27 protein-coding genes are annotated in these 25905 nt (G+C 67.3%); 7 read left to right on the forward strand and 20 right to left on the reverse strand.

Features of this window, described 5'->3' with window-relative positions; genetic code table 11:
* Positions 1 to 8: 8 nt before the first annotated feature.
* The 8 genes from METUNV1_RS14320 to METUNV1_RS14355 all read right to left on the reverse strand — a co-directional run bounded on the left by METUNV1_RS14320 (position 9) and on the right by METUNV1_RS14355 (position 7350).
* Positions 9 to 2021 (reverse strand): TonB-dependent receptor, encoded by a 2013-nt coding sequence (locus tag METUNV1_RS14320; RefSeq protein WP_008063003.1) that lies wholly within the window; start codon positions 2019 to 2021, stop codon positions 9 to 11.
* 98 nt (positions 2022 to 2119) lie between these two features.
* On the reverse strand, positions 2120 to 2470 hold the full coding sequence (locus METUNV1_RS14325; RefSeq protein WP_008063007.1) for a hypothetical protein: 351 nt from the start codon (positions 2468 to 2470) through the stop codon (positions 2120 to 2122).
* Positions 2471 to 2492: 22 nt separating this feature from the next.
* Positions 2493 to 2930: an RNA polymerase-binding protein DksA gene (gene dksA, locus METUNV1_RS14330; RefSeq protein WP_008063009.1), complete on the reverse strand. Its 438-nt coding sequence runs from the start codon at positions 2928 to 2930 to the stop codon at positions 2493 to 2495.
* Between the two features lie 98 nt (positions 2931 to 3028).
* Positions 3029 to 4243 (reverse strand): class I SAM-dependent rRNA methyltransferase, encoded by a 1215-nt coding sequence (locus METUNV1_RS14335; RefSeq protein WP_008063011.1) that lies wholly within the window; start codon positions 4241 to 4243, stop codon positions 3029 to 3031.
* 309 nt (positions 4244 to 4552) lie between these two features.
* Positions 4553 to 5203 (reverse strand): DUF484 family protein, encoded by a 651-nt coding sequence (locus METUNV1_RS14340; protein ID WP_008063013.1) that lies wholly within the window; start codon positions 5201 to 5203, stop codon positions 4553 to 4555.
* A 7-nt stretch (positions 5204 to 5210) separates the two neighbouring features.
* Entirely contained in the window at positions 5211 to 6044 is an 834-nt protein-coding gene (gene dapF, locus METUNV1_RS14345) for a diaminopimelate epimerase (RefSeq protein WP_008063016.1), read from the reverse strand.
* Positions 6041 to 6478, reverse strand: coding sequence for a CoA-binding protein (locus tag METUNV1_RS14350; protein ID WP_081471367.1), 438 nt, complete (start codon positions 6476 to 6478; stop codon positions 6041 to 6043). The genes dapF and METUNV1_RS14350 overlap by 4 nt, the downstream gene beginning before the upstream one ends.
* On the reverse strand, positions 6475 to 7350 hold the full coding sequence (locus tag METUNV1_RS14355; RefSeq protein WP_008063020.1) for a lysophospholipid acyltransferase family protein: 876 nt from the start codon (positions 7348 to 7350) through the stop codon (positions 6475 to 6477). The genes METUNV1_RS14350 and METUNV1_RS14355 overlap by 4 nt, the downstream gene beginning before the upstream one ends.
* A 171-nt stretch (positions 7351 to 7521) precedes the next feature.
* Between METUNV1_RS14355 and metK the strand changes: the two genes are divergently transcribed.
* On the forward strand, positions 7522 to 8685 hold the full coding sequence (gene metK, locus METUNV1_RS14360) for a methionine adenosyltransferase (RefSeq protein ID WP_008063022.1): 1164 nt from the start codon (positions 7522 to 7524) through the stop codon (positions 8683 to 8685).
* A gap of 82 nt (positions 8686 to 8767) precedes the next feature.
* On the opposite strand, the gene METUNV1_RS14365 is transcribed toward metK, so the two are convergent.
* The 3 genes from METUNV1_RS14365 to pmbA form a co-directional block, all read right to left on the reverse strand.
* Complete coding sequence (locus METUNV1_RS14365) at positions 8768 to 9424, reverse strand: hypothetical protein (RefSeq protein WP_139026375.1); 657 nt, start codon at positions 9422 to 9424, stop codon at positions 8768 to 8770.
* 74 nt (positions 9425 to 9498) lie between these two features.
* The gene (locus METUNV1_RS14370) at positions 9499 to 10581 is read right to left on the reverse strand and encodes a TRAP transporter substrate-binding protein (protein WP_008063025.1); all 1083 of its coding nucleotides are present in this window, start codon (positions 10579 to 10581) and stop codon (positions 9499 to 9501) included.
* Between the two features lie 72 nt (positions 10582 to 10653).
* Positions 10654 to 11994, reverse strand: coding sequence for a metalloprotease PmbA (gene pmbA / locus METUNV1_RS14375; protein WP_008063027.1), 1341 nt, complete (start codon positions 11992 to 11994; stop codon positions 10654 to 10656).
* Positions 11995 to 12077: 83 nt separating this feature from the next.
* Between pmbA and yjgA the strand changes: the two genes are divergently transcribed.
* The gene (gene yjgA, locus METUNV1_RS14380; RefSeq protein WP_008063028.1) at positions 12078 to 12665 is read left to right on the forward strand and encodes a ribosome biogenesis factor YjgA; all 588 of its coding nucleotides are present in this window, start codon (positions 12078 to 12080) and stop codon (positions 12663 to 12665) included.
* Positions 12658 to 13260, forward strand: a complete 603-nt coding sequence (mog, locus tag METUNV1_RS14385; RefSeq protein WP_008063030.1) for a molybdopterin adenylyltransferase — start codon at positions 12658 to 12660, stop codon at positions 13258 to 13260. Before yjgA ends, mog begins: the two co-directional genes overlap by 8 nt.
* A 25-nt stretch (positions 13261 to 13285) precedes the next feature.
* Here the strand turns inward: mog and mtgA are convergent, their stop codons facing one another.
* Genes mtgA through METUNV1_RS14400 form a run of 3 tightly spaced genes read right to left on the reverse strand, consistent with a single transcriptional unit; the run spans position 13286 to position 15780 of the window.
* A complete protein-coding gene (gene mtgA / locus METUNV1_RS14390) occupies positions 13286 to 13978 on the reverse strand; it encodes a monofunctional biosynthetic peptidoglycan transglycosylase (protein ID WP_008063031.1) in 693 nt (230 codons plus the stop codon).
* 11 nt (positions 13979 to 13989) lie between these two features.
* Positions 13990 to 14823, reverse strand: coding sequence for a shikimate dehydrogenase (aroE, locus tag METUNV1_RS14395; protein ID WP_008063033.1), 834 nt, complete (start codon positions 14821 to 14823; stop codon positions 13990 to 13992).
* Positions 14824 to 14856: 33 nt separating this feature from the next.
* On the reverse strand, positions 14857 to 15780 hold the full coding sequence (locus tag METUNV1_RS14400) for an energy transducer TonB (RefSeq protein WP_008063034.1): 924 nt from the start codon (positions 15778 to 15780) through the stop codon (positions 14857 to 14859).
* Between the two features lie 136 nt (positions 15781 to 15916).
* Here METUNV1_RS14400 and METUNV1_RS14405 point away from each other — a divergent pair, with 136 nt between their 5' ends.
* Together METUNV1_RS14405 and METUNV1_RS14410 are read left to right on the forward strand one after the other, a co-directional pair.
* Positions 15917 to 16741 carry an undecaprenyl-diphosphate phosphatase gene (locus METUNV1_RS14405; protein ID WP_008063035.1) on the forward strand — a complete coding sequence of 275 codons (825 nt, stop codon included), beginning with the start codon at positions 15917 to 15919 and terminating at the stop codon, positions 16739 to 16741.
* Positions 16741 to 17325 carry a YqiA/YcfP family alpha/beta fold hydrolase gene (locus METUNV1_RS14410; RefSeq protein ID WP_008063036.1) on the forward strand — a complete coding sequence of 195 codons (585 nt, stop codon included), beginning with the start codon at positions 16741 to 16743 and terminating at the stop codon, positions 17323 to 17325. Before METUNV1_RS14405 ends, METUNV1_RS14410 begins: the two co-directional genes overlap by 1 nt.
* Before the next feature lie 18 nt (positions 17326 to 17343).
* On the opposite strand, the gene METUNV1_RS14415 is transcribed toward METUNV1_RS14410, so the two are convergent.
* On the reverse strand, positions 17344 to 18813 hold the full coding sequence (locus METUNV1_RS14415) for a hypothetical protein (protein WP_193374316.1): 1470 nt from the start codon (positions 18811 to 18813) through the stop codon (positions 17344 to 17346).
* Between the two features lie 160 nt (positions 18814 to 18973).
* On the opposite strand from METUNV1_RS14415, the gene METUNV1_RS14420 reads away from it, so the two are divergent.
* A complete protein-coding gene (locus METUNV1_RS14420; RefSeq protein ID WP_008063038.1) occupies positions 18974 to 19768 on the forward strand; it encodes a thymidylate synthase in 795 nt (264 codons plus the stop codon).
* Entirely contained in the window at positions 19765 to 20283 is a 519-nt protein-coding gene (locus METUNV1_RS14425) for a dihydrofolate reductase (protein ID WP_008063039.1), read from the forward strand. Before METUNV1_RS14420 ends, METUNV1_RS14425 begins: the two co-directional genes overlap by 4 nt.
* Before the next feature lie 69 nt (positions 20284 to 20352).
* Here the strand turns inward: METUNV1_RS14425 and METUNV1_RS14430 are convergent, their stop codons facing one another.
* The 5 genes from METUNV1_RS14430 to METUNV1_RS14450 form a co-directional block, all read right to left on the reverse strand.
* Complete coding sequence (locus METUNV1_RS14430; protein ID WP_043360018.1) at positions 20353 to 22605, reverse strand: arginine/lysine/ornithine decarboxylase; 2253 nt, start codon at positions 22603 to 22605, stop codon at positions 20353 to 20355.
* A 161-nt stretch (positions 22606 to 22766) separates the two neighbouring features.
* A complete protein-coding gene (locus METUNV1_RS14435; RefSeq protein WP_008063042.1) occupies positions 22767 to 23438 on the reverse strand; it encodes a PEP-CTERM sorting domain-containing protein in 672 nt (223 codons plus the stop codon).
* 153 nt (positions 23439 to 23591) lie between these two features.
* A complete protein-coding gene (gene dcd, locus METUNV1_RS14440; RefSeq protein ID WP_008063044.1) occupies positions 23592 to 24158 on the reverse strand; it encodes a dCTP deaminase in 567 nt (188 codons plus the stop codon).
* Positions 24159 to 24294: 136 nt separating this feature from the next.
* Positions 24295 to 25578, reverse strand: coding sequence for an NAD(P)/FAD-dependent oxidoreductase (locus METUNV1_RS14445; protein ID WP_008063047.1), 1284 nt, complete (start codon positions 25576 to 25578; stop codon positions 24295 to 24297).
* Positions 25575 to 25892: a c-type cytochrome gene (locus METUNV1_RS14450; RefSeq protein ID WP_008063049.1), complete on the reverse strand. Its 318-nt coding sequence runs from the start codon at positions 25890 to 25892 to the stop codon at positions 25575 to 25577. The genes METUNV1_RS14445 and METUNV1_RS14450 overlap by 4 nt, the downstream gene beginning before the upstream one ends.
* Positions 25893 to 25905 lie beyond the last annotated feature (13 nt).

The following is a 25905-nucleotide window of genomic DNA, read 5'->3' on the forward strand; positions in this document are numbered from 1 at the left end:
GCCTCCGGTCAGAAACTCGCCCGCAGGCCGGCCATGATGCTGCGACCCGGCATCGGTGCGATGCCCTTCAGGAAGGACACGTGATTGCGCGCTTCGGTATCGAACAGGTTGTTGCCACGCAGCCAGGCCTCCCAGTTCACGCCGCCGGAGGTGAACGCGTAGCTGGCGAAGGCATTCACCAGCGCATAGCCGGCAGTTTCGGATTCGCCGGCGCCCACGCGGTCCTGCCGGCTGGCGCCCTGCACTTCCATGCGCAGGTTCACCGCCTCGCGATGCCAGTTCAGCGCCGCCATGCCGCGCACCGGCGCGATGCGCGGCAGCGGCTCGCCGGTGTCGCGGTTGGTCGCACGCACCATGTCGGCCTGCAGATCGAGGTGAAGCTCGCCGGCGCAGCGGCACAGCAGCAGGTGAGCCTGGGCCTCCATGCCGTAGAACTTCGCCGGCACTGCCTGGTAGGCGAATTCCGGCAGTTCGCCCGCCGGATTCAGCAGGCCGTCCTCTTCGCGGTTGCGACCGGTGCCGGCCAGCGCGATGTAGTTGCCGAAGCGGCTGTAATAGGCGCCGAGGCTACCGCTGTGCTCGCCGTGTTTCACCCGCAGTTGGGCATCGATCGAATTCGACTGTTCCTTCTGCAGCCCGGCGCTGCCCACTTCGTAATTGCCGGTGGCGGCGTGCGGGCCGTTGGCGAACAGCTCGTAGAAGGTGGGCGCACGTTCGGTGTGGGCGAACTGCGAGCTGACCGAGAAGGTGTCGTTCAGCGGGTAGATGGCGCCCAGCGCCGCGCTGCGCGCGGTGAAACGCCGCTCCTGCGCCGGTTCGAAGCGCGGCGCAGCGGTGTTCGGATCGATGGGACCGCCGCCCTCGGTACCGACCTCGACCCGCTCCAGCCGGCCGCCGAAGGTGAGCTTGAGCGCGCCGATGCGGGTTTCCTCGAACAGGAACAGCGCACGGCTGTCGGTGCGAGTCGACGGCACGAAGGCCTCGTCGCCCAGCGCCGAAAAATCGCTGCTGTCGAGCTGCGCGCCGATCACGCCGCGGAAGGCGCCGATCTGCCGGTGGCTGGCTTCCACGCGCAGGTCGGTCCCCTTGTTGAAGAAGCGGGTGGCCGGCGTGCCGCCATCCAGTTCGACATGGCGGTAGTCGGTGTGGCCGGCACGGAATTTCAGGCCGGTGATGAAGCCGTCAAGGTCGGTCGCTTCACCGGCCAGATCCCAGCGCTCGCTGCGCATGTCTATGGTCACGTTCGGCTCGGCCACGGTGCCATAGGTGGAGTCGTACAGGCCGTACGAGGCGCCGATATAGCCCTTGTCGCCCGCCCAGGAGGCACCGATGCCGCCGCCCTCCGTGTCGGCGGCCGAATTGCGCAGACGGGAGGCGCCGCTGCTGTCCGGAATGCGCAGGTCGGAGGTGCTGCGGGTGAATCCGTCCGCGTGCAGATTGAATCCCTGCTTGCCGAATTCGACCCGGCCGGCCAGCGCGCGGGTGGAATCGGCGCCACCGACCACGCCATCGACCCGGCCGCTGACGCCGCTCATGGCCGACTGCGGAATGCGGTTGTCCAGCGTGTTCACGACGCCGCCCATCGCGTTGCCGCCATACATCAGCGCGGCCGGGCCGCGCACCACCTCGACCCGCTCGACCACCAGCGGATCGACCGTGGTGGCGTGATCGAAGGACAGGGAGGACGCATCAACGGTGGCGCCGCCATTGCCGAGGATGCGCACGCGGTCGCCGTCCATGCCGCGGATGACCGGACGGCTCGAATTCGGGCCGAACCAGGTGGAACTGACGCCCGGCAGATTGCCCACGGTTTCACCCAGCGTACTGGCGCCGCGCAGCGTGAGGTCGTGGTCGTCCATGACCGACACCGGACTGACCAGGTCGGACAGCTCGCTGCCCAGCGGATTGCCGGTCACCACCACCGCCGGCAGGGTCTGGATGGACTGTGCGTACACCGGCACGGAAAAGGATGCGGAGGCGGCTGCCGCAACGGCGCCGCCCAGAAGGCTCTTGAACTGCATGAAATATCTCCCGGCGCCCGCCATGGCGGGCGCGTCCGCGCGGATGAACGCGCGGACATGACTGAATCGAACGAAATGCGCCTGAGGGCGCGGACGGATCAGATCAGCGGGAATACCGGCGGGCCGTGGGCACAGGGCTCGGGCGCCGCACCATGTACCGCCACCCGCAGCGAGGCGGCGCGCAGCACATGGGACAGGTCGGCCACCGCGGTATCCGGCGCGGAGCCGGAGAACAGCGTGGCCAGGGAATGGGCGGACAGACAGTCCGGACACACCGCCGCATGGGTCGGCGCGCCATCGTCATCGCTCTCGGCCAGCACCGCCGCCGCGCGCGGCGACAGGTGCTCGAAAGCGTGTACGAGGGATACGTGCTGCGCCCCGACGAGGCACAGCACGAGCAGGACGAACCGCAGCGGACCGAACCGCAGCGCGGACAGGCGCCTGAACATCACGGTGTGTCCGCGCCCGGCCTCAGTCGCCGTACAGCTTCTGCAGGCGTTCGCGGCGCTCCTGCGCCTCGATCGTCAGCGTCGCGGTCGGACGGGCAAGCAGGCGGCCGATGCCGATCGGCTCGCCGGTTTCATCGCAGTAACCGTAGTCGCCGTTGTCGATGCGCTCGATCGCCTGTTCGATCTTCTTCAGCAGCTTGCGCTCGCGGTCACGCGCGCGCAGTTCCAGCGTGTGCTCTTCCTCAACCGTCGCGCGGTCGGCCGGATCGGACACATTGTCCACCTCGCGCATGTGCTCGACGGTTTCGTCGGCCTTGCGCAGGATGTCGTCGCGCATGCGCGACAGCAGATCGCGGAAGAACGCGAGCTGCGCTTCGTTCATGTAGTCCTTTTCCGGCATCTTGAGGACGTCGGCTTCGGTCAGCGGCTTGTCGGCCTTGCTGGCGTTCTTGGTGGCCATCCGCATGAACTCCAAGGTTTGGAAAGGCGAAGAGGATACCAATGTTTTGATGAAAAACCGTCGACCGGATCACTCCCCGGCCACGGTCGGCCCGCCGCTCAGCCCACGCGCAGCAGCAGGCCCTTCAGATACTCGCCTTCCGGGAAGGCGAGGCCGACCGGATGGTCGGCACCGGCCGACAGCCGGCGCAGCACCCGGGCCGACACGCCGGCATCGGCAGCGGCGTCCGCCACGATCTTCTGGAAGAAATCCGGATCGACGCCACCGGAGCAGGAATAGGTCATCAGCAGCCCGCCCGGCGCGAGCAGCCGGAAACCGAGCAGATTGATGTCCTTGTAGGCGCGGGCGGCCGCCTTCGCGTGCGCGGCCGACGGCGCGAACTTGGGCGGATCGAGCACGATGAGGTCGAAGCGGCGGCCTTCGGAACGGAAGGTGCGCAGCGCCTGGAACACGTCGGCTTCCAGCCATTCGGCACGCGCGGCGTCGATCTGCGGGTTGTGACCGACGTTGCGCCGCGCGGTCGCCAGCGCCGGGCCGGACGAATCGATGGACAGCACCGATGCGGCACCGCCGGCCAGCGCGTGCAGCGAAAAGCCGCCGGTGTAGCAGAAACAGTTCAGCACCCGGCGCTCGCGCGCCAGTTCGCCGCACAGCCGCCGGTTGTCGCGCTGGTCGAGATAGAAACCGGTCTTGTGGCCACCGGCCACATCGATCTCGATATTCACGTCACCGGCCACGCCGGGCTCGGCGATCACCGGAAAGGGCGGCTCGCCGTCGCCGATCAGCCAGCCACAGCGCGGCTCCAGGCCCTCGAGCGCACGCACGTCGGAATCCGAACGTTCATAGACCCGCGCGATGCCGGTCGCGCGCACCAGCGCTTCAGCAATCGCCTGTCGCCACTTTTCACCGCCGGCGCCGGTGATCTGCAGCACGATCACGTCGGCGTAGCGGTCGGCGATCACGCCGGGCAGGCCGTCGGATTCGCCGTGCAGCAGCCTGACGCCGCCACGCGGCCCGAACTCGCCCGCCAGTTCGGGCAGATCGCGCCGCTGTTCGACCGCGCGCGTCACCGTGCGGCGGAAGAAGGCGTCATCGATCGACTCGTCCTCGAAAGTCCACATGCGGGCGCGGATCTGCGACGCCGGCGAAAACGCGGCGCGACCGAGCACGCGGCCGCTGGCCGCCTGCACCAGCACGGTATCGCCCGGCCGCGCCCGCCCGTCGAGGCGGTCGACCGAACCGGCGAATATCCACGGGTGACGGCGCATGACCGAGCGCTCGCGGCCCGGTGCAAGAATCAGGGTGGCACTCATGCTCTGTCCGTCATGTGCTGCGCCTGCCGAACGGGCCGGCTGTGCAGCGGCGACCTGCACGAACAGTCGGGGCATCGAAGCCAACGCGCCGTCCGAAGGGCCGCCCCGAGGGGTGTAGCGAGGGTTTCGGCGAGCACCGCTCGCCGCCCGAGCAACCGGTCGGCTGTGTAAAGCCGGCCGCGCATAGCCGGCCCTCCTGAGCGAACAAAGTAAGGGCGGGAGACAACGCGCCGCCCGAAGGGCCGCCCCGAGGGCGAGCGCTGCCCCCTTGGGGGGCAGCGAACGAAGTGAGCGTGGGGGCCCACACGCTCAGCCCAGCTCGCGGATCAGCGACGCGCCAAGCAGTTCGCCGATGCGTTCGAGATAGAGGGTGCCCATGTCCGGCACGAAGCGGGCATCGTCGTTGGCGCCCAGGGCCAGCAGGCCGACCACCCGCGCGTCGCGTCGCAGCGGAACCAGCGCGATCGACTGCACGCGGGGCGCGGCCTCGCCGAACCAGGCCACGACGCCGAGGTCGTTCACCGGGCCGCAGTAGGGCTGGCGCGCCTCGTTGGCGAATACGCGGATGCGCTCGTCCACCGGCTCGAACACCTCGCCTTCGCGTGTCAGCACGCTGTTCCACAGCCGCAGCGCGGTATGCGGCACCGAAAACCCTTCCGACAGCTGCTCGCGCAGCGCGCTCATGACCGCGTCGAAACTGCCGGCGCTCATCAGCGCCAGCGACAGCGCATGCACGCGGGTGGAAATGACGTCATTGTCCTCACCGAAACGCAGCAGTTCGGCCAGCTTCAGTTCCAGCGTGCGGGTCTTTTCGCGCAGCGTCAGGATCTGCCGCTCGGTGATCGAAATCGCCCGGCCGCCGTGCGGATGCGGCACATAGAGGTGGGCGAGCAGTTCGTGGTATTCGTCGAAGAACTGCGGATGGTCCTGCAGATAACGCGCGACGTCGTCGGCTCTCATGGGGGTGCTACTCCAGATGGATGTCGGCTTCGAATACGGTGACCGCGGGGCCGGTAATGAACACCGGTGCGCCTTCGCCAGCCCAGGCGATGTTCAGTTCGCCGCCGCGGGTGCTGACGCGCACCGGGCTTTCCAGCAGATTGCGGACGATGCCGGCGACCACGGCGGCACAGGCGCCGGTGCCGCAGGCCAGCGTTTCACCGGCGCCGCGTTCATACACGCGCAGCCGGATGTGATGCGGGTCCACCACCTGCATGAAGCCTGCGTTCACGCGGGCCGGAAAACGCGGGTGGGATTCGATCAGCGGCCCCTGCACGCCGACCGGCGCGGCGTCGGCATCGGCGACCACCTGCACCGCGTGCGGGTTGCCCATGGATACCGCGGTGATCGCCACCGGCGTGCCCGCGACATCCAGCGGCTGGACGAAGGCGTCGGAATCGGACTGGAAGGGGATGCGCGCCGGTTCGAACACCGGCACGCCCATGTTGACCGTGACCTGGCCATCATCCTGCGCGCTCAGCGTGATCACGCCACTCTTCGTTTCAACCCGGATTTCCTGCTTGTCGGTCAGCCCCTGTTCGATCACGAAGCGCACGAAACAGCGCGCGCCATTACCGCACTGCTCCACCTCGCCGCCATCGGCATTGAAAATGCGGTAGCGGAAATCGACATCCGGCCGCTGCGCGCGCTCGACCACCAGCAGCTGGTCGCAGCCGACGCCGAAGTGGCGGTCAGCGAGAAAGCGCACCTGCTGGGGCGTCAGGTCGACCTGCTGGCGAATCGCGTCGATCACCACGAAATCGTTGCCCAGGCCGTGCATCTTGGAAAAACGGAGCTTCATTCGGTCACCATCGTGCTGTAGTCGCGCCACACGCAGCGGTCCATCACCACGGCCAGACCGGCCGCCTGCGCACGCAGCGCGGCCGCCTCGTCGATCACGCCGTCCTGCAGCCACACGGCCGGCAGGCCGAGCGCGATTGCCTGATCGACGAATTCGCCGACGCGGTCAGCAGCGATGAAGAAATCGACCAGATCGATCTCGCGGCGCAGCGCGTCCGGAATGTCGGCCAGCGAGGCGTAGGCCTTTTCGCCCAGCACCTGATCGACCGCCGGCCGCACTGGCACGATGCGCCAGCCGAAGCGCTGCATGCCGCGCGCGACGCGATGACTGGGACGGGATTCGATCGGGGACAGGCCGACCACGGCCACCGTGCGCACGCTGCGCAGCAGGTCAGCGATGGCCTGCGGGGCAGGATTCGTGAACATGGTCATCATTCTACCGCTGCCGGCCGCTCCACACCGGGCGGCCGCTTGTAGCGCTTGTAGCCCCAGATGTACTGCGCAGGCCAGCGCCGCACCAGCGCCTCGACATTGCGGTTGATCGCATCGACCCGCTGCGCGGTGTCGCCCTCGACCGGCACTTCGGGCTCGATGAAATGCAGGTGGAAACCGCGGCCCGCCGGCAGCCGCTCGGCAAACACCATGACGGTGCCGGCGGCGATCGAGGTCAGCCGGGCGGCCAGGGTCATCGTATAGGCCGGTCGACCGAAGAAATCGGCCCACACCCCCTCGCCGTTGGCCGGCACCTGATCCGGCAGGATGCCGACCAGTCCGCCGTCCTTCAGCGTGCGCAGCAGACGGCGCACGCCGCTGCCGTCAGCCGCCGCCAGCGACACGCCGGCGCCCTCGCGCCCGCGCTCCATCACCGGCGCAAGCCAGGCCTGGCGCGGCGCGCGATACAGCACGGTAATCGGGATGCGCGAACCGATCAGCCGGGCGGCGATCTCGAACGCCCCCATGTGCGGTGTCAGCAGCACCACGCCGCGGCCGCTGGCGTGCAGCCGCTCGACGCATTCCCAGCCGCTCACCTGCACGACCGCGCGCAGCACCTCGGCACGCGGCCGCAGCCACAGCCAGGGCAGTTCAAGCATGGTGCGGCCGGAATGAGCCGCGGCCGCGCGGATCAGCGCGGCATCGGCCTGCGGCACGGCGCCGGCGAGGTTGCGGTCGAACTCCCGGCGGAACTTGGCCGAGCGTGCGTGCATCAGACGGCCGGCCGCCGCCCCGACGGCCTGCAGCGTGCGCAGCGGAAGGAGTGACAGCAGCCGGAAGGCACCCGTGGCCAGACGGCTCGCGAGGTCGGACATGGACAGGAAGCTGAGTACGCGAATATTGCAGAACGCGGTAGACTACTGTTTCCGCCGAGTTAAACGAGACAACTTGCAGGGCGGCCTAAAAATACTGCTAAAGCGTCGCCTGCTCGCTTCCCGGAGCCGGTTCGACGAACCGCAACAGGGAAGTTTGATAGGAGCAGGTGCATGTCAGAGTATTTCTTCACTTCGGAATCGGTATCCGAAGGCCATCCCGACAAGGTCGCGGACCAGATTTCCGACGCCATCCTCGACGCCATCCTGGCGCAGGATCCGACCGCCCGTGTCGCCGCCGAAACCCTGTGCAATACCGGTCTCGTCGTGCTGGCCGGTGAAATCACCACCACCGCCAACGTCGACTACATCCATGTCGCGCGCGACACCATCAAACGAATCGGCTACGACAACACCGAATACGGCATCGACTACAAGGGCTGCGCGGTGCTGGTGGCCTACGACAAGCAGAGCCCGGACATCGCCCAGGGCGTGGACCGCGCCAGCGACGACTATCTGAACCAGGGCGCCGGCGACCAGGGCCTGATGTTCGGCTACGCCTGCGACGAAACGCCGGTGCTGATGCCGCTGGCGCTCAACCTGTCGCACCGTCTGGTCGAACGCCAGGCCCATCTGCGCAAGGACGGCCGCCTGCCGTGGCTGCGTCCGGACGCCAAGAGCCAGGTCACCATCCGCTACGTCGACGGCAAGCCGGAGCGCATCGACACCGTGGTGCTGTCCACCCAGCACGCGCCGGACATGTCGCTGGAAGCGATCCGCGAAGCGGTGATCGAGGACATCATCAAGCCGGTGCTGCCGCCGGAACTGGTGAAGGGCGAAATCAAGTACCTGGTGAACCCGACCGGCCGTTTCGTCATCGGCGGCCCGCAGGGCGACTGCGGCCTGACCGGCCGCAAGATCATCGTCGACACCTACGGCGGTGCCGCACCGCACGGCGGTGGCGCCTTTTCCGGCAAGGACCCGTCCAAGGTGGACCGCTCGGCCGCCTACGCCGGCCGCTACGTGGCGAAGAACATCGTCGCCGCCGGCCTCGCGTCGAAGTGCCAGGTGCAGGTGAGCTACGCCATCGGCGTCGCCCAGCCGACCTCGGTCATGGTCGAAACCTTTGGCACCGGCAAGGTTTCGAACGAAAAGCTGACCGAACTGGTGAAGCGCCACTTCGACCTGCGTCCGAAGGGCATCGTGCAGATGCTGGACCTGCTGCGCCCGATCTACCAGAAGACCGCCGCCTACGGCCACTTCGGCCGCGACGAGCCGGAATTCACCTGGGAAGCGACCGACAAGGCCGCCGCACTGCGGGCTGACGCCGGGCTGTAAGCTGCGCGCTGGCGCATGAGTCATGCCGGGGCCGCACAACGCGGCCCCGGTCCGTTCAGTTCGCTCTCGCTAACGCCACCTGTCAGCGGACTAAAGGCATCGGGTCTAGCCGAGGCGTTACGCCCTCCGCGCTCCACGGTCCGAGCGGAAACGCCGAGGACCGGACTCTGCCCTCGAACTGCGGGTAGCGCTGTCTCAGCAGCGCAAGGTCGCGGTCGGCTGCGTCGACGACGCCGACATGGCCACCGCCGGTAATTTCAATGCCGAACAGGTTCTTGCCGCGCAGCAGATGGCCATGAAAAGCGCCAACGTAGATCACCTCGCCAGCACGCACCTCGAATTCGAGCGGCGGAAGTTCGCCCCGGGGGAATATCCGCAGGCCTGACCCGTTCGAGATCTGCCAGTGCGTAAACCGGTGCGGACCGGGCGCCATTTCCACCACATGCAGATAGCCCTGCACGTCAGAGAAGTCATTCGGACGCCGGAGAACCACGGCGGTACCGTTCGCAGACCCGAAATGCGCCCCGCCACTGGTGAATCCGCCATCAAGATAGACGATGGTCTTGTTGGCGTCCCCACCCTCGACGTCATGCGCTACCGAAAAGACGACGACGCCGACCTTCGGGTTGGCCTCAGGCTTAAAGTCCTTTGCGACCTGCGGTGCTGCGCATCCGGCGAGAGCCGCCAATACCCCGAGCAGCACAGGGAATCGACACCAGCTTGTCATCGACGATCGCATCTGAATCCTTTCAGAAAGTGATCGTCATTGTGCCAGCGTCATCGCGCCCCGTAGCCGTTTTCCTTTGTCGGCAATCACTCCACCGGATGCCTGCCCACGAAAGCATCCACCGAGTTCTCGGCGATGCGCGTCCACAGGTGCTGCTCCGAGCGGAAGCGGTTCCACGGTTCGAACACCTTGCGGAACTGCGGGTTGGCGGCGGCGGTTTCGCGGTAGAGCGCGAACGCCTCCTTCTGGCAGGCAAGCAGGATATCGCGCGGGAACATGCGCAGCTGGGCGCCGCCCTCGATCAGCTTTTTCATCGCCGCCGGATTGCGCGCGTCATAGCGCGCCTGCATGGCGACATGGGCGGCGGCGCAGGCGGATTCCAGAATCTGCCGGTACTCGGCCGGCAAGGCGTCGAAGCCCTGGCGATTGACGTAGAGACTGAGCTGCGGGCCGGCTTCCGCCCAGCCCGGATAGTAGTAATAGGGCGCGACCTTGTAGAAACCGAGCTTGAGGTCGTCATAGGGCCCGACCCACTCCGCGGCGTCGATGGCGCCCTTTTCCAGCGCCGGATAGACGTCGGCGCCCGGTATCTGCTGCGGCACCACGCCCAGCCGCGACACCACCTGGCCGGCATAGCCGCCGATACGCATCTTCAGGCCCTTGAGGTCGGCCACGCTGCGGATCTCGCGGCGGAACCAGCCGCCCATCTGCGCGCCGGTGTTGCCGCAGGGGAAATTGACGATGTTGTAGCCGGCGAACAGTTCGCGCATCAGCGCCATGCCGCCGCCATCGACCAGCCAAGCGTTCTGCTGCCGGCTGTTCAGGCCGAAGGGCATGGCGCAGTCGAAGGCGAAGGTGGGGTCCTTGCCGATGTAGTAGTAGGACGCCGAATGCCCGCACTCCACCGTGCCTTCGCGCACCGCGTCGAGCACGCCGAAGGGCGGCACGATTTCGTTGGCGGCGAACACCTGGATCTGGAAGCGGCCGCCGGTGGCCGCGCTCACCTGCTGCGCCACCTGTTCGGCGGCGGCATGCAGCGCATCAAGCGCCTTCGGAAAGCTGGACGCCAGTCGCCAGCGCAAGGCCGGCTGCGCGGCATGCACGGCCGGCGCACTCGCCAGCGCTGCGGCCAGCGGCGCCGCTTTCAGGAAGCCACGGCGGTCGGTCATGTCACCGGATCCATTCAAGGTCGCGCCGCTCAGATGAGGGGCAGCGAACGAAGTGAGCGTGGGGGCTCACACTCAGGCACCGGCGATCCGCATGCGGTCGATCAGCACCGAGCCGCTCTGCTTCGAGCCGCGCACCAGCGCGTCCGAGCCGACTGCCTGTATGCCCTTGAACATGTCGCGCAGATTGCCGGCGATGGTGATTTCCTGCACCGGGTAGGCGATTTCGCCGTTCTCGATCCAGTAGCCGGCGGCGCCGCGCGAATAGTCGCCGGTCACGTAGTTCACGCCGTGGCCCAGCAGTTCGGTCACCAGCAGGCCGCGCTTGATGCCGCGGATCAGGTCGTCCAGGCTCTGCGTGCCGGACTGCAGGATCAGGTTGTGCGAGCCGCCGGCGTTGCCGGTGGTCTGCATGCCCAGCTTGCGCGCCGAGTAGGTGCTCAGGAAGTAGCCGTTCAGCACGCCGTTCTCGACCACTTCGCGGTCGCGGGTGGCCACGCCGTCGTCGTCGAACATGCCGGAGCCCATCGCGCGCGGCAGGTGCGGGCGCTCGGAAATGTTGATGTGCTTCGGAAATATCTGCTTGCCCAGGCTGTCGAGCAGGAAGGAGGACTTGCGGTACAGCGCGCCGCCGCTGGCCGCCTGCACGAAATGGCCGAGCAGGCCGATGGCCAGCGGCGCTTCGAACAGCACCGGCACCCGGGTCGTGCGCACGCGGCGCGCATCGAGGCGGGACAGCGCGCGGCGGGCTGCGTACTCGCCGATCGCTTCCGCCGGCGGCAGGTCGCCGGCGGCGCGGCGGCTGGCGTACCAGTCCTCGCGCTGCATGCCGTCGCCTTCGCCGGCGATGACCGAGCAGCTCACGTACTGGCGCGAACTGGCGTAGCCGGCCATGAAGCCCAGACTGTTGGCCGATACGAACTGCGACTGCTGGGCCGACACCGACGCGCCTTCGGAATTGCGGATGTCGGGCGATACCGCGAAGGCGGCGTCCTCGCAGCGACGGGCGATGTCGATGGCGGTTTCGACCGGCAGATCCCACGGGTGGTACAGATCCAGGTCGCGGAACTCGTTGGCCAGCAGCGACTTGTCGGGCAGGCCGGCCGCGTCATCCTCGGCGGTGAAGCGGGCGATGGACAGCGCGGCATCCACCGTGGCGCGCATCGCATCCAGCGAAAAATCGCTCGAACTGGCGTAGCCGCGGCGCTGGCCGACATACACGGTCACGCCTATGCCCTTGTCGCGGTTGTACTCGATGGTTTCGACCTCGCCGCGGCGCACCGTGACCGACTGGCCGAAGCCTTCGGACACATCGACTTCGGCGGCGGAGGCCCCGCCTGCGCGGGCGTGATCGAGAAGCTGCTGCGCGATATTGCGCAGGCTGGCGTCGGTATGGCTGAAACCCTGTCGGGACATGGCGGATTCGTGGTCAGGCAAAGGCTGCAATAATAGCCGCTTGCCACGCTTCACCCCGCACATCGCTTCTTCATTGCCTTTCCATGCACCCCAGACAAGACCCTCACCCCGACGACAGCGACGAACAGGACCTGCCCGAACGTCCGAGCAAGAGCCAGAAGAAGCGCGACGCGCACGCGCTGCAGGCGCTCGGCAAGGAACTGGTGGCGCTGTCCGCCGAGCAGCTCAAGCGCATCGACATGCCGGACAACCTGCGCATCGCGATCGCCGAGGCACAGCGCACCCGCAGCCATGAAGGCCTGCGCCGGCAGATGCAGTATGTCGGCAAGGTGATGCGCGGCGTCGATACCGGACCGCTGACCGAGGCGCTGGACGTGATCCGCGGCCTGTCGGCTGCCGCCGTGGCGCGCGAGCACATGCTGGAGCGCATGCGCGAACGGCTGATGGCGGACGAACAGGTGCTCGGCGACATCGCCGCCCAGTGGCCGGGCGCCGACCTGACCCGGCTGCGCACGCTGCGCCGCAACGCGCTGCGCGAGCGCGAGCAGAACAGGCCGCCGCGCGCCTTCCGCGAAATCTTCCGCGAGCTGCGCCAGCTCGACAACGCCGCCCGCGGCGAGGACGCGGAACACGATTCCGACAGCGAACAGGAGGGATACGACGATGAGTGACACGCAACAGGATCTGCTGACCGTCGGGCTGGTGTCGGTGTCCGACCGCGCCTCCAGCGGCATCTATCAGGACCAGGGCATTCCGGCGCTGAAGGAATGGCTGTCCGCCGCACTGAAGAATCCGGTCATGTTCGAAACCCGGCTCATTCCGGACGAGCGGCCGCAGATCGAGGCCACGCTGGCGGAACTGTGCGACAGCGCCGGCTGCGATCTGGTGCTCACCACCGGCGGCACCGGCCCGGCGCCGCGCGACGTGACGCCGGACGCCACGCTGGCGGTGGGCGACCGCGAAATGCCCGGCTTCGGTGAACAGATGCGCCAGATCAGCCTGCGTTTCGTGCCGACCGCCATCCTGTCGCGCCAGACCGCGGTCATCCGCGGCCGCACCCTCATCCTCAACCTGCCCGGGCAGCCGAAGTCGATCAGGGAAACGCTGGAAGGCCTGAAGGACGCGGACGGCCAGCAGATCGTGCCCGGCATCTTCGCCGCCGTACCGTACTGCATCGACCTGATCGGCGGCCCCTACATCGAGACCGACGACGCCGTGGTGAAGGCCTTCCGGCCGAAGTCGGCGATCCGGCCGCCCCGGAGCTGAGGCAGCGGGGCGCGCAGGCCGTCGCTCAGGGCACCTGCGAATAGTGCATGCGCGCCGCCACCCGGGCGGCGTGGGCGGCCAGGCGGGGGCCGAAGGTTTTTTCGTACTTGCGCGGGTTGGGCAGCATGACCGCCAGCCGCGCCGCCTGTTCCGGTCCGAGCTGGGCGGCGGACACCCGGTAGTAGCGCTGGGCGGCCGCCTCGGCGCCGAACACGCCATCGCCCCACTCCACCACGTTCAGATAGATTTCCAGAATGCGCCGCTTGTCCATCACCGCTTCCATCATGAAGGTGATGGCGGCCTCCTGTGCCTTGCGCAGATAGCTGCGGCTCGGGCTCAGAAAGAGGTTCTTGGCCAGCTGCTGGCTGATGGTCGAACCGCCGGCCACCGCGCGGCCCTTCTTGCGGTTCTTTTCCATCGCTTTCTGGATGCCTTCCCAGTCGAAGCCTTCATGGTCGACGAAACCATCGTCCTCGGCCGCCACCACTGCCCGCTTCAGATGCACCGAAATGCGTTCGTACGGCACCCACTGCTGGCGCAGCTGCGCGTCCGGGCTGCGTTGGCGCAGTTCGTCCAGCCGCAGCGACATGAAGCTGGTCTGCGACGGGTTGAACCGGGTCCACCACAGCAGGTGGCCGAACACCCAAAGCTGGTAGGCCAGCACCAGCAGCACCGCGCTGGCGAGCAGCCACTTCAGCAGACGGAAAGCGCTGCGCATGACCGGTACGCTCAGACCAGCGGCGGCAGGGCGGCACGCAGCGTGGCGCGCACCGCGGCGGTGTCCGGATGCACACCGCGCCACAGCGCGAACGCCTCCGCCGCCTGTTCGACCAGCATGCCCAGTCCGTCGGCCAGCCGCGCCGCGCCCTGATCGCGCGCCTGCTTCAGATAGGCGGTCAGGCCCCGGCCGTACACCATGTCGTAGGCCAGGCTGTCCGGCGCGTACAGGCCGGCCGGCAGCGGCGGCGCCTCGTCGCTGAGGCTGGCGCTGGTGGCGTTGATCACCACGTCGTACGGTGCGTCGGCGGCCTCCTGCCAGCCGCCGGCAGCCAGCACGCCGCGCGCGTCGTGGCCGGCGAAATGCGCCTGCAGCGCGCGCGCCTTGTCGGCGGTGCGGTTGGCGATGAACAGCCGGGCCACGCCGGCGTCGATCAGCGGCAGGATGACGCCGCGCGCCGCGCCGCCGGCCCCCAGCAGCAGCACGCGCGCACCGGCCAGCGGCGCACCGAGCACTTCGAGGTCGCGCACCAGGCCGGCGCCGTCGGTGTTGTCGCCCTGCACGTCGCCGCCGAACACGAAGGTGTTCACCGCGCCGGCCAGCCGCGCGCGTTCTGTCAGCCGGTCGGCCAGCTGCCAGGCCTCTTCCTTGAACGGCACCGTGATGTTCATGCCGCGCCCGCCTTGCGCGCGGAACTGCGCGACCGCGGCGGCGAAGCCGTCCAGCGGCGCCAGCAGCGCCTCATAGCTCAGGTCCTGCGCGGTCTGCGCGGCGAAGGCGGCGTGGATGGCCGGCGACTTGCTGTGGGCGATCGGGTGGCCGATGACGGCGTAGCGGTCAGTCATGGTGCTCGGAAACGTGAGTGGGCGCGGGAACGCTCAGTTTGATTCGACCAGATCTCCGCGCGCGAAGATGAGCGTGCGGGTGATGGACAGGATGTCGTACTCGCGCCGGATGTGGTCCGGGAAGGACGGATAGGGTGCGGCCATGCGCACGATGCGGATGGCCGCGTCGTCCAGCACCTTGTGGCCGGACGAGCGCTCCAGCGCGATCGAGGCGACTTCGCCGTCCTGGCGGATTTCGATCGTGAGCGTCACGTTGCCATACACCTTGCCGCGTGCGGCCGGCGGGTAATTCAGGCTGCCGATGCGCTCGATCTTCTGCCGCCAGTCGTCGATGTAGCGCGCGAAGGCGTACTCCTGCGTGCGGGTGAGCGCATAGGCCTTGCGCGGCTTCTTGTTGTAGTCGTCGACATTGCGCGCAATCGCCGCCAGATTGCGGGCGGTGGCGGCCGCGCTGGCGGCGATTTCGTCGCCGGTCAGCGTCTTCTTCTGTTCGGGGGTGGGATCCGGCTGTTCCAGCCGGTGCTCCTGCCGGTTCAGCGCCGGCCCGGACTTCAGTTCGGACAGCAGCTTCTGCTGCTGCGATTCCAGTTCCTGCACCCGGCGCTGGGTATCCACTAGCTGGTCGCCGGTCTTTTCGCGCGGGCTGACCGGCAGCGGCGTGCTGGCGCGGCGGTCCTGGTCCACCGTGCCGCCGCCGTCCAGATTGGCCTGGGCCAGCGCCTGCGGGTCGATCGGCTTCTGCCTGCTGCGCGCATTGACCAGGATGACTTCCAGCGCCTGGTCCTTCGCCTTCTGTTTCGGCTTCAGGTCTGGCGTGAAGTGCAGGGCCAGCACGAAGGCATGCACCAGGATGGACAGCGCGATGCCCAGCGCCAGCGGAGGCACGCCGGCTTCGGCCGGCGTATCGGCGGCCAGTACAGCGGCGGGGGTGCGGGCGGCGGCGCGTTTCAGGAACATGGCGGCGGATTTTACAGGTGGCGGGTGAAATACCGCCGCCCGGTCGACAATTCGCGCGACAGGCGATGCGGGCTCTTCACCGTGCTCGCCTATACTCGGCCGCCTGATCCGATTTGCCGCACCGCACACAGACCCCATGGACCATCTGCTGCTGATCAAGGCCGTCATCCTCGGCATTCTCGAAGGCCTGACCGAATTCCTGCCGATTTCGAGCACCGGCCACCTCATCATCGCCGGCAGCCTGCTCGGCTACACCGACGACACCAGCCGGGTGTTCAAGATCGTGATCCAGCTGGCGGCCATCCTGGCCATCTGCTGGGAATACCGGCGCAAGATCATCGACGTGGCGAGCGGCCTCGGCCGGGTGCCAGCGGCCAACCGCTTCGCGCTGCACGTATTCATCGCCTTCCTGCCAGCTGCGGTGCTGGGCCTCATGTTCCACCGCATCATCAAGACCTATCTGTTCAACCCGCTCACGGTGGCCGGCGCGCTCATCGTCGGCGGCGTCATCATCCTGCTGATCGAGCGGCGCACCCATGTGCCGCGCTACGAAACCGCGGACGACCTGGACTGGCGCGCCGCGCTCAAGGTCGGTTTCGCGCAGTCGCTGGCCATGTTCCCGGGCGTGTCGCGCTCCGGCGCCACCATCATGGGCGGCCTGATGTTCGGGCTGTCGCGCCGTGCGGCGACCGAATTCAGTTTCTTCCTCGCCATCCCGACCATGTTCGCGGCCACGGTGTATGACGTGTACAAGAACTGGGCGCTGCTGCGCGTGGAAGACCTGCCGGTGTTCACGGCCGGCTTCGTCGCCTCCTTCCTGGCCGCCTTCTTCAGCGTGCGCTGGCTGCTGCGCTACATCGCCAGCCACACCTTCGAACTGTTCGCCTGGTACCGCATCGCCTTCGGCCTGTTCGTGCTGGCGACCGCGGGGTTCGGCTGGGTCGACTGGGCCGACCACTGATGCAGACGCTGTTCTACTTCCACGGTTTCCGCTCCGGCCCGCAGTCGGCCAAGGCGCAGCAGCTGCGTGCCCGGCTGGCGCGGCGCGGTCAGGCCGACCTGCTGTGGTGCGAACAGCTGCCGCCGGCACCGCGGGACGCGATCGCGCTGATCGAATCGGCGCTGTGCCCGGCGCTTGAGGCCGGCCGCGAGGTATCGCTGGCCGGTTCGTCACTGGGCGGCTTCTATGCGCTGCATCTGGCGGAGAAGTACGGCCTGCGCGCCGCGCTGATCAATCCGGCGGTGGTCGCGCCGCTGTCGCTGGGCGACTACATCGGCGAACACAGCCACATGTACACCGGCGAAACCTTCCATTTCGGGCAGCAGGACGTCGACGCGCTGCGCGCGCTGGACGTGCCTGCGGTCACCCGGCCAGAGCGCTATCTGGTGCTGCTGGAAACCGGCGACGAAGTGCTGGACTGGTGGCAGGCGGTGCTGAGGCTGCGCGGCGCGAACATGGTGATCCGCGCCGGTGGCGATCACAGCCTGCAGAGCTTTGCCGACGAACTGAACCGCCTCTGCGACTTCCTGCTGCCGGAACGCTGACGCGGACCGGCCGCGCGTTCAGCGGAAGTCGCTGACGCGGAAGCGGGCGAGGTCGAAATTGGAGCCGCGCTCGATCAGTTCGACCGGATCGAGCCGCACGTGGCGGCCGTTGATCGAGGCATGCAGCGGATATTCGGCGGAATAGCCAGTGCCGTTGATGGCCAGGCGCACCACCGCACCGCTGACCGGCTCGTCCAGCGCCACCGCCTCGCCGCTCTGGCGCTCGGAAAACACCTCCAGCGGCCGGGCGGTGGTCGACAGCGTTTCGATGCCCACGGTGCCGCGTGCGTCGCGGCCACGCAGGTAGCGGCGCACCACGCCGACCAGCCAGTTGTCGCCGCCCGAGGGCTGCATGCCGACCAGGGAACCGACCCGCACCCATTCGGCGCTGGCGGTCGGTGCGGTGGCACCGATGCCGCCCAGGCTGGCGTCCGACATTTCCCAGCGGTAGATGACTGCCTCGTCGCGCGCGCCGCGCAGCACGTGGTGCAGATGCTTGATCCCGTTGGCCACCGCCAGCGCCCCGCCCAGCGTATGCCGGCGGTACTGGCGGGTCGGCGGATCCAGCGCCCAGTTGGACGCCAGATGACGCAGCAGCCGGGACAGCGCGTCGCGCTCCGGCAGATCGTCCAGACTGAGCGACTCCGGCAGGTCACCGCCCTCGACCCGGCGCGCCAGCGCCAGCGCGGCATCGGCCGCGGCGATGCCGGAGAAGAAACGGATGCCATCGACCTGCTGCGGCGCACGCACCAGGCGCAGCGGCGGCGACGGCTGGTTGGCATCCAGCCAGTGGGTGCTGCCGCGCTCTATCGTCGGCGACATGGAGTAGCGGGCGGCGAAATAGCCGGTCAGGTGTTCGGCCAGGCGCACGCTGTCCGGTACCAGGCCTTCGGGTGCGGCGACGTGCAGCGCGATCAGGCGCAGGTATTCGCGCTCGACCGAGGTCGGCACCTCGTCGGCGGCATTCACCACTTCACGGGATTCGGCATTGGCCGCCTGCGCCAGCAGATAGGCCTGACCGGCCACCTGCCACAGCCCGGCATCGACCGGACCGTTGTGATAGACGTCCCACTTGAAGCGCTGGCGGCAGGCGCGCACGGTGCGCGATGCCAGCCGGGACAGGCCGCTCAGCACGGTGGCATGGGCCGGATCGGCCAGATAGCGATCCAGCGCCACTTCATAGGCGGACGACAGGATGGACCAGAAATCGCGGCCGGTGCGCCAGATCACGTCGCTGCCCTGCGGGTCGGCAGCGTAGGCCTGCTCCAGCTTGCGCAGGTGCGGCTGGGCGCTGGAATCGAACTGATAGAGCAGATTGACGTGATGGGCGAGGTCGATGTTGGCGGCTTCGCCCACCGACTCGACCCAGCCGGTCAGCTCGTTGACCGCCAGCTCGGGCTGGGCGGCAGCGATTTCGGCCAGCACGCGGCGAAGCTCGGCGGGGTTGCCGAGCACGCTTGCCGGTGATGAAGAGAACACGCCGAACATACCTGCCACCTCTCCGCCGTCGGGGACATCCCGACCGGACCGCTCAATACATGCATTATCGTCACGCGGCGATCCGCTGCCGCCACGCACGGCTTCCAGTACTCACCACGTGATCTAGAATGCCGACCCTGTAGCGTAACGCGACTGCGCGAACTTTTCCATGAAGCAATATCTCGACCTCATGCGGCACGTGCTGGAACACGGCACCGAAAAGACCGACCGCACCGGCACCGGCACCCGCTCGGTGTTCGGCTGGCAGATGCGCTTCGATCTGTCGCAGGGCTTCCCTGTACTCACGACGAAGAAGCTGCACCTGCGCTCCATCATCGTCGAACTGCTGTGGTTCCTGCGCGGCGAAACCAATATCGCCTGGCTGAAGGAACGCGGCGTCAGCATCTGGGATGAATGGGCGGACGCCGACGGCAACCTCGGCCCGGTCTATGGCGCCCAGTGGCGCAGCTGGCCGGCGCCGGACGGCCGCCGCATCGACCAGATCACCGAACTGCTGGACGGCCTGCGTCGCAACCCGGATTCGCGCCGCCACATCGTCAGCGCCTGGAACCCGGCCGACATCCCTTCGATGAAGCTGCCGCCCTGCCACGCACTGTTCCAGTTCTATGTGGCGGATGGGCGATTGTCGTGCCAGCTCTACCAGCGCAGCGCGGACATATTCCTCGGCGTGCCGTTCAACATCGCCAGCTATGCGCTGCTTACGATGATGATCGCCCAGGTGTGCGGGCTGAAGCCGGGCGATTTCGTCCATACGCTGGGCGACGCCCATCTGTATTCAAACCATCTGGAACAGGCCAGGCTGCAGCTGTCGCGCGAACCGCGGCCGCTGCCCACCATGTGGATCAATCCCGAGGTGACCGATCTGTTCGCCTTCACGCCGGAGGATTTCCGGCTCGACGGCTACGATCCGTGGCCGCACATTCCGGCGCCGGTGGCGGTATGAAGCTCTCGCTGATCGCCGCGCTGGCGGCCAACCGCATGATAGGTCGCGACAACGGCATGCCCTGGCACCTGCCGGAAGACCTGAAGCGCTTCCGCGCGCTCACCATGGGCCACCCCATCATCATGGGTCGCAAGACCTGGGATTCGCTGGGCCGCCCGCTGCCCGGCCGCACCAGCATCGTGGTGAGCCGGCAGGCGGATCTGGACATCGCCGGCGCACACGTGGTGCCGTCGCTGGACGCGGCCATCGAACGGGCGGCCACCGTCGAGGGCGGAGACGAGGCCTTCGTGATCGGCGGCGCCCAGCTGTACGCGCTGGCGCTGCCCCGGGTGGACCGTCTGCTGCTCACCGAAATCGCCGACGCCTTCGACGGCGACACGCTGTTTCCGGATTTCGACCGCGCCGACTGGGTAGAAACCGCCCGCGAGGACGCGGTCAGTGCCGGCGGCCTGCGCTACGCCTTCGTCGATTACGCGCGACGCACGGCGCCGGCCGGCGCGCATCCACTCCGCTGACACCGCGTCGGGCCCGCAACCGCGCGGGCAACAGGCGTCATCAGCGGCGGCGCATGTTCGCGCCCGACCTCAGTCGCGCACGCAATCCACCGCGTAATCCAGCTCGTCGCCGTCGCCGGTCGCCACCAGACCGTGAATGTCGGTTTCGAAGCCCGGGAAGGTGCGGTTGAATTCGCGGGCGAAGAACAGGTAATTAACGATGGTGCGGTTGAAGCGCTCGCCGGGAATGAGCAGCGGAATGCCCGGCGGATAGGGCGTCAGCAGCACGCTGGTGATGCGGCCTTCGAGGTCGTCGATCGCCACCCGGTCGATCTCGCGATGCGCGGTGCGCGCCCAGGCATCGGCCGGCTTCATCGCCGGCTCCATCGGCGACAGATACATTTCGGTGGTCAGGCGCGCGATGTCGTGCTTCTTGTACATCTCGTGGATGCGGGTGCACAGGTCACGCAGGCCGACCCGCTCGTAGCGCGGGTGGGCGGCGACGAATTCCGGCATGACGCGCCACAGCGGCTGGTTGTTGTCGTAGTCGTCCTTGAACTGCTGCAGCTCGGTCACCATGGTGTTCCAGCGGCCCTTGGTGATGCCGATGGTGAACATGATGAAGAAGCTGTACAGGCCGGTCTTCTCGACGATGATGCCGTGCTCGGCCAGATAGCGGGTCAGGATGCCGGCCGGGATGCCCCAGTCGGCGAAATCGCCATCGACGTCCAGACCCGGGGTGATGACCGTGGCCTTGATCGGGTCCAGCATGTTGAAGCCGTCGGCCAGATCGCCGAAGCCGTGCCAGCGTTCGCCTGCACGCAGCGTCCAGTCCTCGCGCGTACCCAGACCCTCGTCGGCCAGATGGTCCGGCCCCCACACCTTGAACCACCAGTCGGCGCCGAATTCGGCATCGACCTTGCGCATCGCGCGACGGAATTCGACCGCCTCGGCCAGCGATTCCTCGACCAGCGCGGTACCGCCCGGCGGCTCCATCATCGCCGCCGCCACGTCGCACGAAGCGATGATGGCGTACTGCGGGCTGGTCGAGGTGTGCATCAGATAGGCCTCGTTGAACACGTCGCGGTCGAGAGCGCGGGTCTGCGAGTCCTGCACCAGGATCTGCGACGCCTGTGACAGGCCGGCCAGCAGCTTGTGGGTCGACTGGGTCGAAAAAATCATCGACTCCTTGCAGCGCGGACGGCCTTCGCCGATCGCGTGGTAGTCGCCGTAGAAGTCATGGAAGGCGGCGTGCGGCAGCCAGGCTTCGTCGAAGTGCAGCGTGTCGATCTCGCCATCCAGCACGTCCTTGATGGTTTCGACGTTGTACAGCACCCCGTCATAGGTGGACTGGGTGATGGTCAGGATGCGCGGCTTCTTGTTCACCGCCTCACGCGCGAACGGATTCGCCTCGATCTTGGCGCGTATCACGTCCGGGCTGAATTCGGACAGCGGGATCGGACCGATGATGCCGTAGTGGTTGCGGGTCGGCGTCAGGAAGACCGGAATCGCGCCGGTCATGATGATCGAATGCAGGATGGACTTGTGGCAGTTGCGGTCCACCACCACGATGTCGCCCGGCGCCACGGTCGAGTGCCACACCATCTTGTTCGAGGTGGACGTGCCGTTGGTGACGAAGTACAGGTGATCGGAATGGAAGATGCGCGCGGCATTGCGCTCCGACGCCGCCACCGGACCGGTGTGGTCGAGCAGCTGGCCCAGTTCCTCGACCGCGTTGCACACGTCGGCGCGCAGCATGTTCTCGCCGAAGAACTGGTGGAACATGCGGCCGACCGGGCTCTTCAGGAAGGCGACGCCACCGGAGTGGCCCGGGCAGTGCCAGGAATACGAGCCGTCCTGCGCGTAGTGGGTCAGCGCGCGGAAGAAGGGCGGCGGCAGCGAATCCAGATAGGCACGCGCCTCGCGCACGATGTAGCGGGCGACGAATTCCGGCGTGTCCTCGAACATGTGGATGAAGCCGTGCAGCTCACGCAGGATGTCGTTCGGGATGTGACGTGTGGTGCGCGTTTCGCCGTACAGGAAGATCGGGATGTCGGCGTTGCGGCGGCGGATTTCGGCGACGAAATTGCGCAGATTGGTCAGCACCGCCCTGATTTCGGCTTCACCGCCGCTGCCGAATTCCTCGTCGTCGATCGACAGGATGAAGGTGGAGCCGCGGCTCTGCTGCTGCGCGAACGAGGTCAGGTCGCCGTAGCTGGTGACGCCCAGCACGCCAAGACCTTCCTTCTCGATCGCCTCGGCCAGCGCACGGATGCCCAGACCGGAGGCGTTTTCCGAACGGAAGTCCTCGTCGATGATGATGACCGGAAACTCGAAGCGCATGATGCCCAACCTTCAAAGTAAAAGAGGGCACCCTGACGCGGCGCCCCCGGACTGCAGCGGGGCTGCAGGCTTGAAGCGCGCGATGGTAACAGTTCGGTATTGCAAAACAATCGGGGCCGCACAAGGCGGCCCCGATTGTTTGAAACAGCGTCTGTCCGGCGTCAGGCGATGCGGCGGCGGGCGATGGCACCCACCACGGCCAGGCCGGCCACCACCAGCGCCCAGGACTCAGGTTCCGGCACCGCGGCGGCAATCGCGGCGTTGCTGGTCAGGAACTCGACGCGCACGCCGGTCGGGTTGCCACCGCTCTGGGCGTAATTGGTGACGTAGAAGTCCAGCGTGTTCAGGCCGGACACGAAACCGGCGCTGGCGCCGAACGAGGTCGGGCTGGACAGATTCACGCCGCTGGAAATGGTGTGGCCATTCAGCTGCACATAGCCCTGGTTGTCCGCCCACCAGCGGCCGGCAAACGATGCGGTCGCGATGTCCTTGCCGGTCAGATCGAAGCTGATCGACCACTTGTACAGGCCGTTGCTCGACGGGTCATAGCTTTGACCGGCATTGGCGCTGGGCGTGAGCCAGGACGAGGCCACGTCGTTCTCTGCCCAGATCGGGAAGGGGAAACCTTCGCCAGTGGTCACCACGCCGTAGCCGCCGGTACCGGTTGCGGTGCCGCTGATGACGGTGAAGCGGTAGTTGGTGTCCTGCTCGCCAGCGAAGAACACCTCGCCGGTGTTGTACAGGCCTTCGATCCAGGCGGTCGGGGCAGCGGCGGACGCCACGGCCGAAGCCAGGGCCAGACCGGAAGCAAGCAGCAGGTTCTTGATGTTCATCTTGGCGACTCCGCGCAATTCAGGAATGGAGCGAAGTCTAGGGATCGGCCCTGTCACCGGCCGTTCATAAAGTCACACCTGCGGCGGGTGCCTGCAAACGACTGTTACGGCGGACACCGCAACAGTGACTTATGCACGGCCGGGACAGTGGATTCAGATCTTGGGCAGCGTGACGCCGGTCTGGCCCTGGTACTTGCCGCCGCGGTCGCGGTAGGAGGTTTCGCAGGGCTCGTCCGATTCGAAGAACAGCATCTGGGCAACACCCTCGTTGGCGTAGATGCGCGCCGGCAGCGGCGTCGTGTTGGAAAACTCCAGCGTCACGTGACCCTCCCACTCCGGTTCCAGCGGCGTCACGTTCACGATGATGCCGCAGCGGGCATAGGTGCTCTTGCCCAGACACACCACCAGCACGTTGCGCGGGATGCGGAAGTACTCGACCGTGCGCGCCAGCGCGAACGAGTTCGGCGGAATGATGCAGGACTCGCTGTCCATCTCGACGAAGGAGTTCGGATCGAAGGTCTTGGGGTCGACGATGGTGGAATTGATGTTGGTGAACACCTTGAATTCGGAGGCGCAGCGCACGTCGTAGCCGTAGCTCGAGGTGCCGTAGGACACGATGCGGCGACCTTCGACATGGCGCACCTGACCCGGCTCGAACGGGTCGATCATGTGGTGCTCCTGCGCCATCCGGCGTATCCAGCGGTCGGACTTGATGCTCATCTGCGTGCCCTCGAATGCATGCCGGCCCCGGGGGAGGAGCCGCAAAAGGACGCAATTGTTGCAATTTCGGGCCGGAAAAGCACGCGGCCCGGGTGGCAGACGCCAGCCGGGCCGCGTACCCCGCGTCAGCGGGCCATCAGGTCAGCATGTCGGCCCAGATGTTCTTCGCCCACGCCAGCCCGAACTGGCCTTCCAGCTCGTTCGGCGCGGCCGACACGCCGCCGGCACCCTTCACCGGCTGCACCAGCTTCGTCGCCGGGTCGTAGGCATGCACCGAAGCCACGTGGATCACGTTCTTCGCATCGACGAAGCTGTAGCAGGTGTTCATCACCAGCGGCGCGTCCGACGGCGGCAGGCCGGCCTGCAGGTTCACGATGGCCGCCGCCGCCAGCTTGGCGTGCTGGTTGGCCATGTGGCCCGACTTCGGCATCGTCGGTGCCGGGAAGATGGCATCGCCCAGCACATGGATGTTCGGCGTGCTGGTCGAACCCATGGTGAGCCAGTCGATCTCCACCCAGCGGCCGTTCACCAGCTTCAGGCCGGACCTGGCCGCGATGTCGCCGGCGCGCTGCGCGGGCACCACATTGAGCACGTCGGCCTTCACCTTGTCGAATTCCAGGATGGCGGTGCGGTTCTTCGCATCGACATCGCGCAGCTCGCTCTGCGGCCGGTACTCGATGATGCCCTTGTACTGTTCGTTGAACACCTTGGTGAACAGGCCCTTCTTGGACACGATCTCCTCGTTCGCATCCAGCACCAGCACCTTGGACTTCGGCTTCTTCGTCTTGAAGTAGTGCGCCACCATGCACGCGCGCTCGTACGGTCCGGGCGGGCAGCGGTAGGGCGCCTTGGGAATGGTCAGCGCGTACACGCCGCCATCCGGCATCGCTTCCAGCTGCCGGCGCAGCGCCACCGTCTGCGGACCCGCCTTCCAGGCGTGCAGGATGTCCTGCTGGGCGGCGGCCGAATTCAGGCCGGGCAGCGTGTCGTACATGAAGTCCACGCCGGGCGACAGCACCAGGCGGTCATAGGCGAGGTCACCGCCCTTGGCCAGCCGGATCACCCGCTTGTCGGCGTCGACCGCGAGCACCTCGTCCTGCACCACCTTGATGCCGTACTTGGCCAGGCCCTCGTAGCCGATGGTGATGTCCGACAGCTGCTTCTCGCCGGCCAGAACCAGATTCGAGATCGGGCAGGACACGAAGGCCGCGTTGCGTTCGACCAGCGTGACCTTGATGCCGCCATTGCTCCACATCGAAATGTACTTGGCCGCGGTGGCGCCGCCGAAGCCGCCGCCCACCACCACCACATGACCCTTGCCCTTGCCGGCACCGGCGCAGCCGTACAGCGCGGCCATGGCCGATACGCCGAGCGCGCCCTGGATGAAACCGCGGCGTCCGAAATCGGTGTGCTGGCTCATTTGGCGCCTCCTGCCGGCTTGATCGCCGCGAAATAGCCGGCGATCAGGTCCAGCTGCTCGTCGGTATAGCCCTTGGAAATCTGGTGCATGATGGTGGCCGGCTTATCGCCGCTGCGGAAGGCCTTCAGCGAAGCGAGCAGCTTGTCCTTCGGCTCGCCGGCAAGCACTGCCATGCCACCCGCGCTGCGGCCGTCGGTGCCGTGGCAGTTGGCGCAGGTGGCCGCGAGATTGCGGGCGAGATGGGGGTCTGCGGCCTGGGCGGCAGCGGACAGCAGCAGGGCAAGGACGCCGGCCAGCGGCGCGATTCTTCTCATTGAATTTCTCCTG

The organism is Methyloversatilis universalis FAM5, from assembly GCF_000214035.2.
GTDB lineage: Bacteria > Pseudomonadota > Gammaproteobacteria > Burkholderiales > Rhodocyclaceae > Methyloversatilis > Methyloversatilis universalis.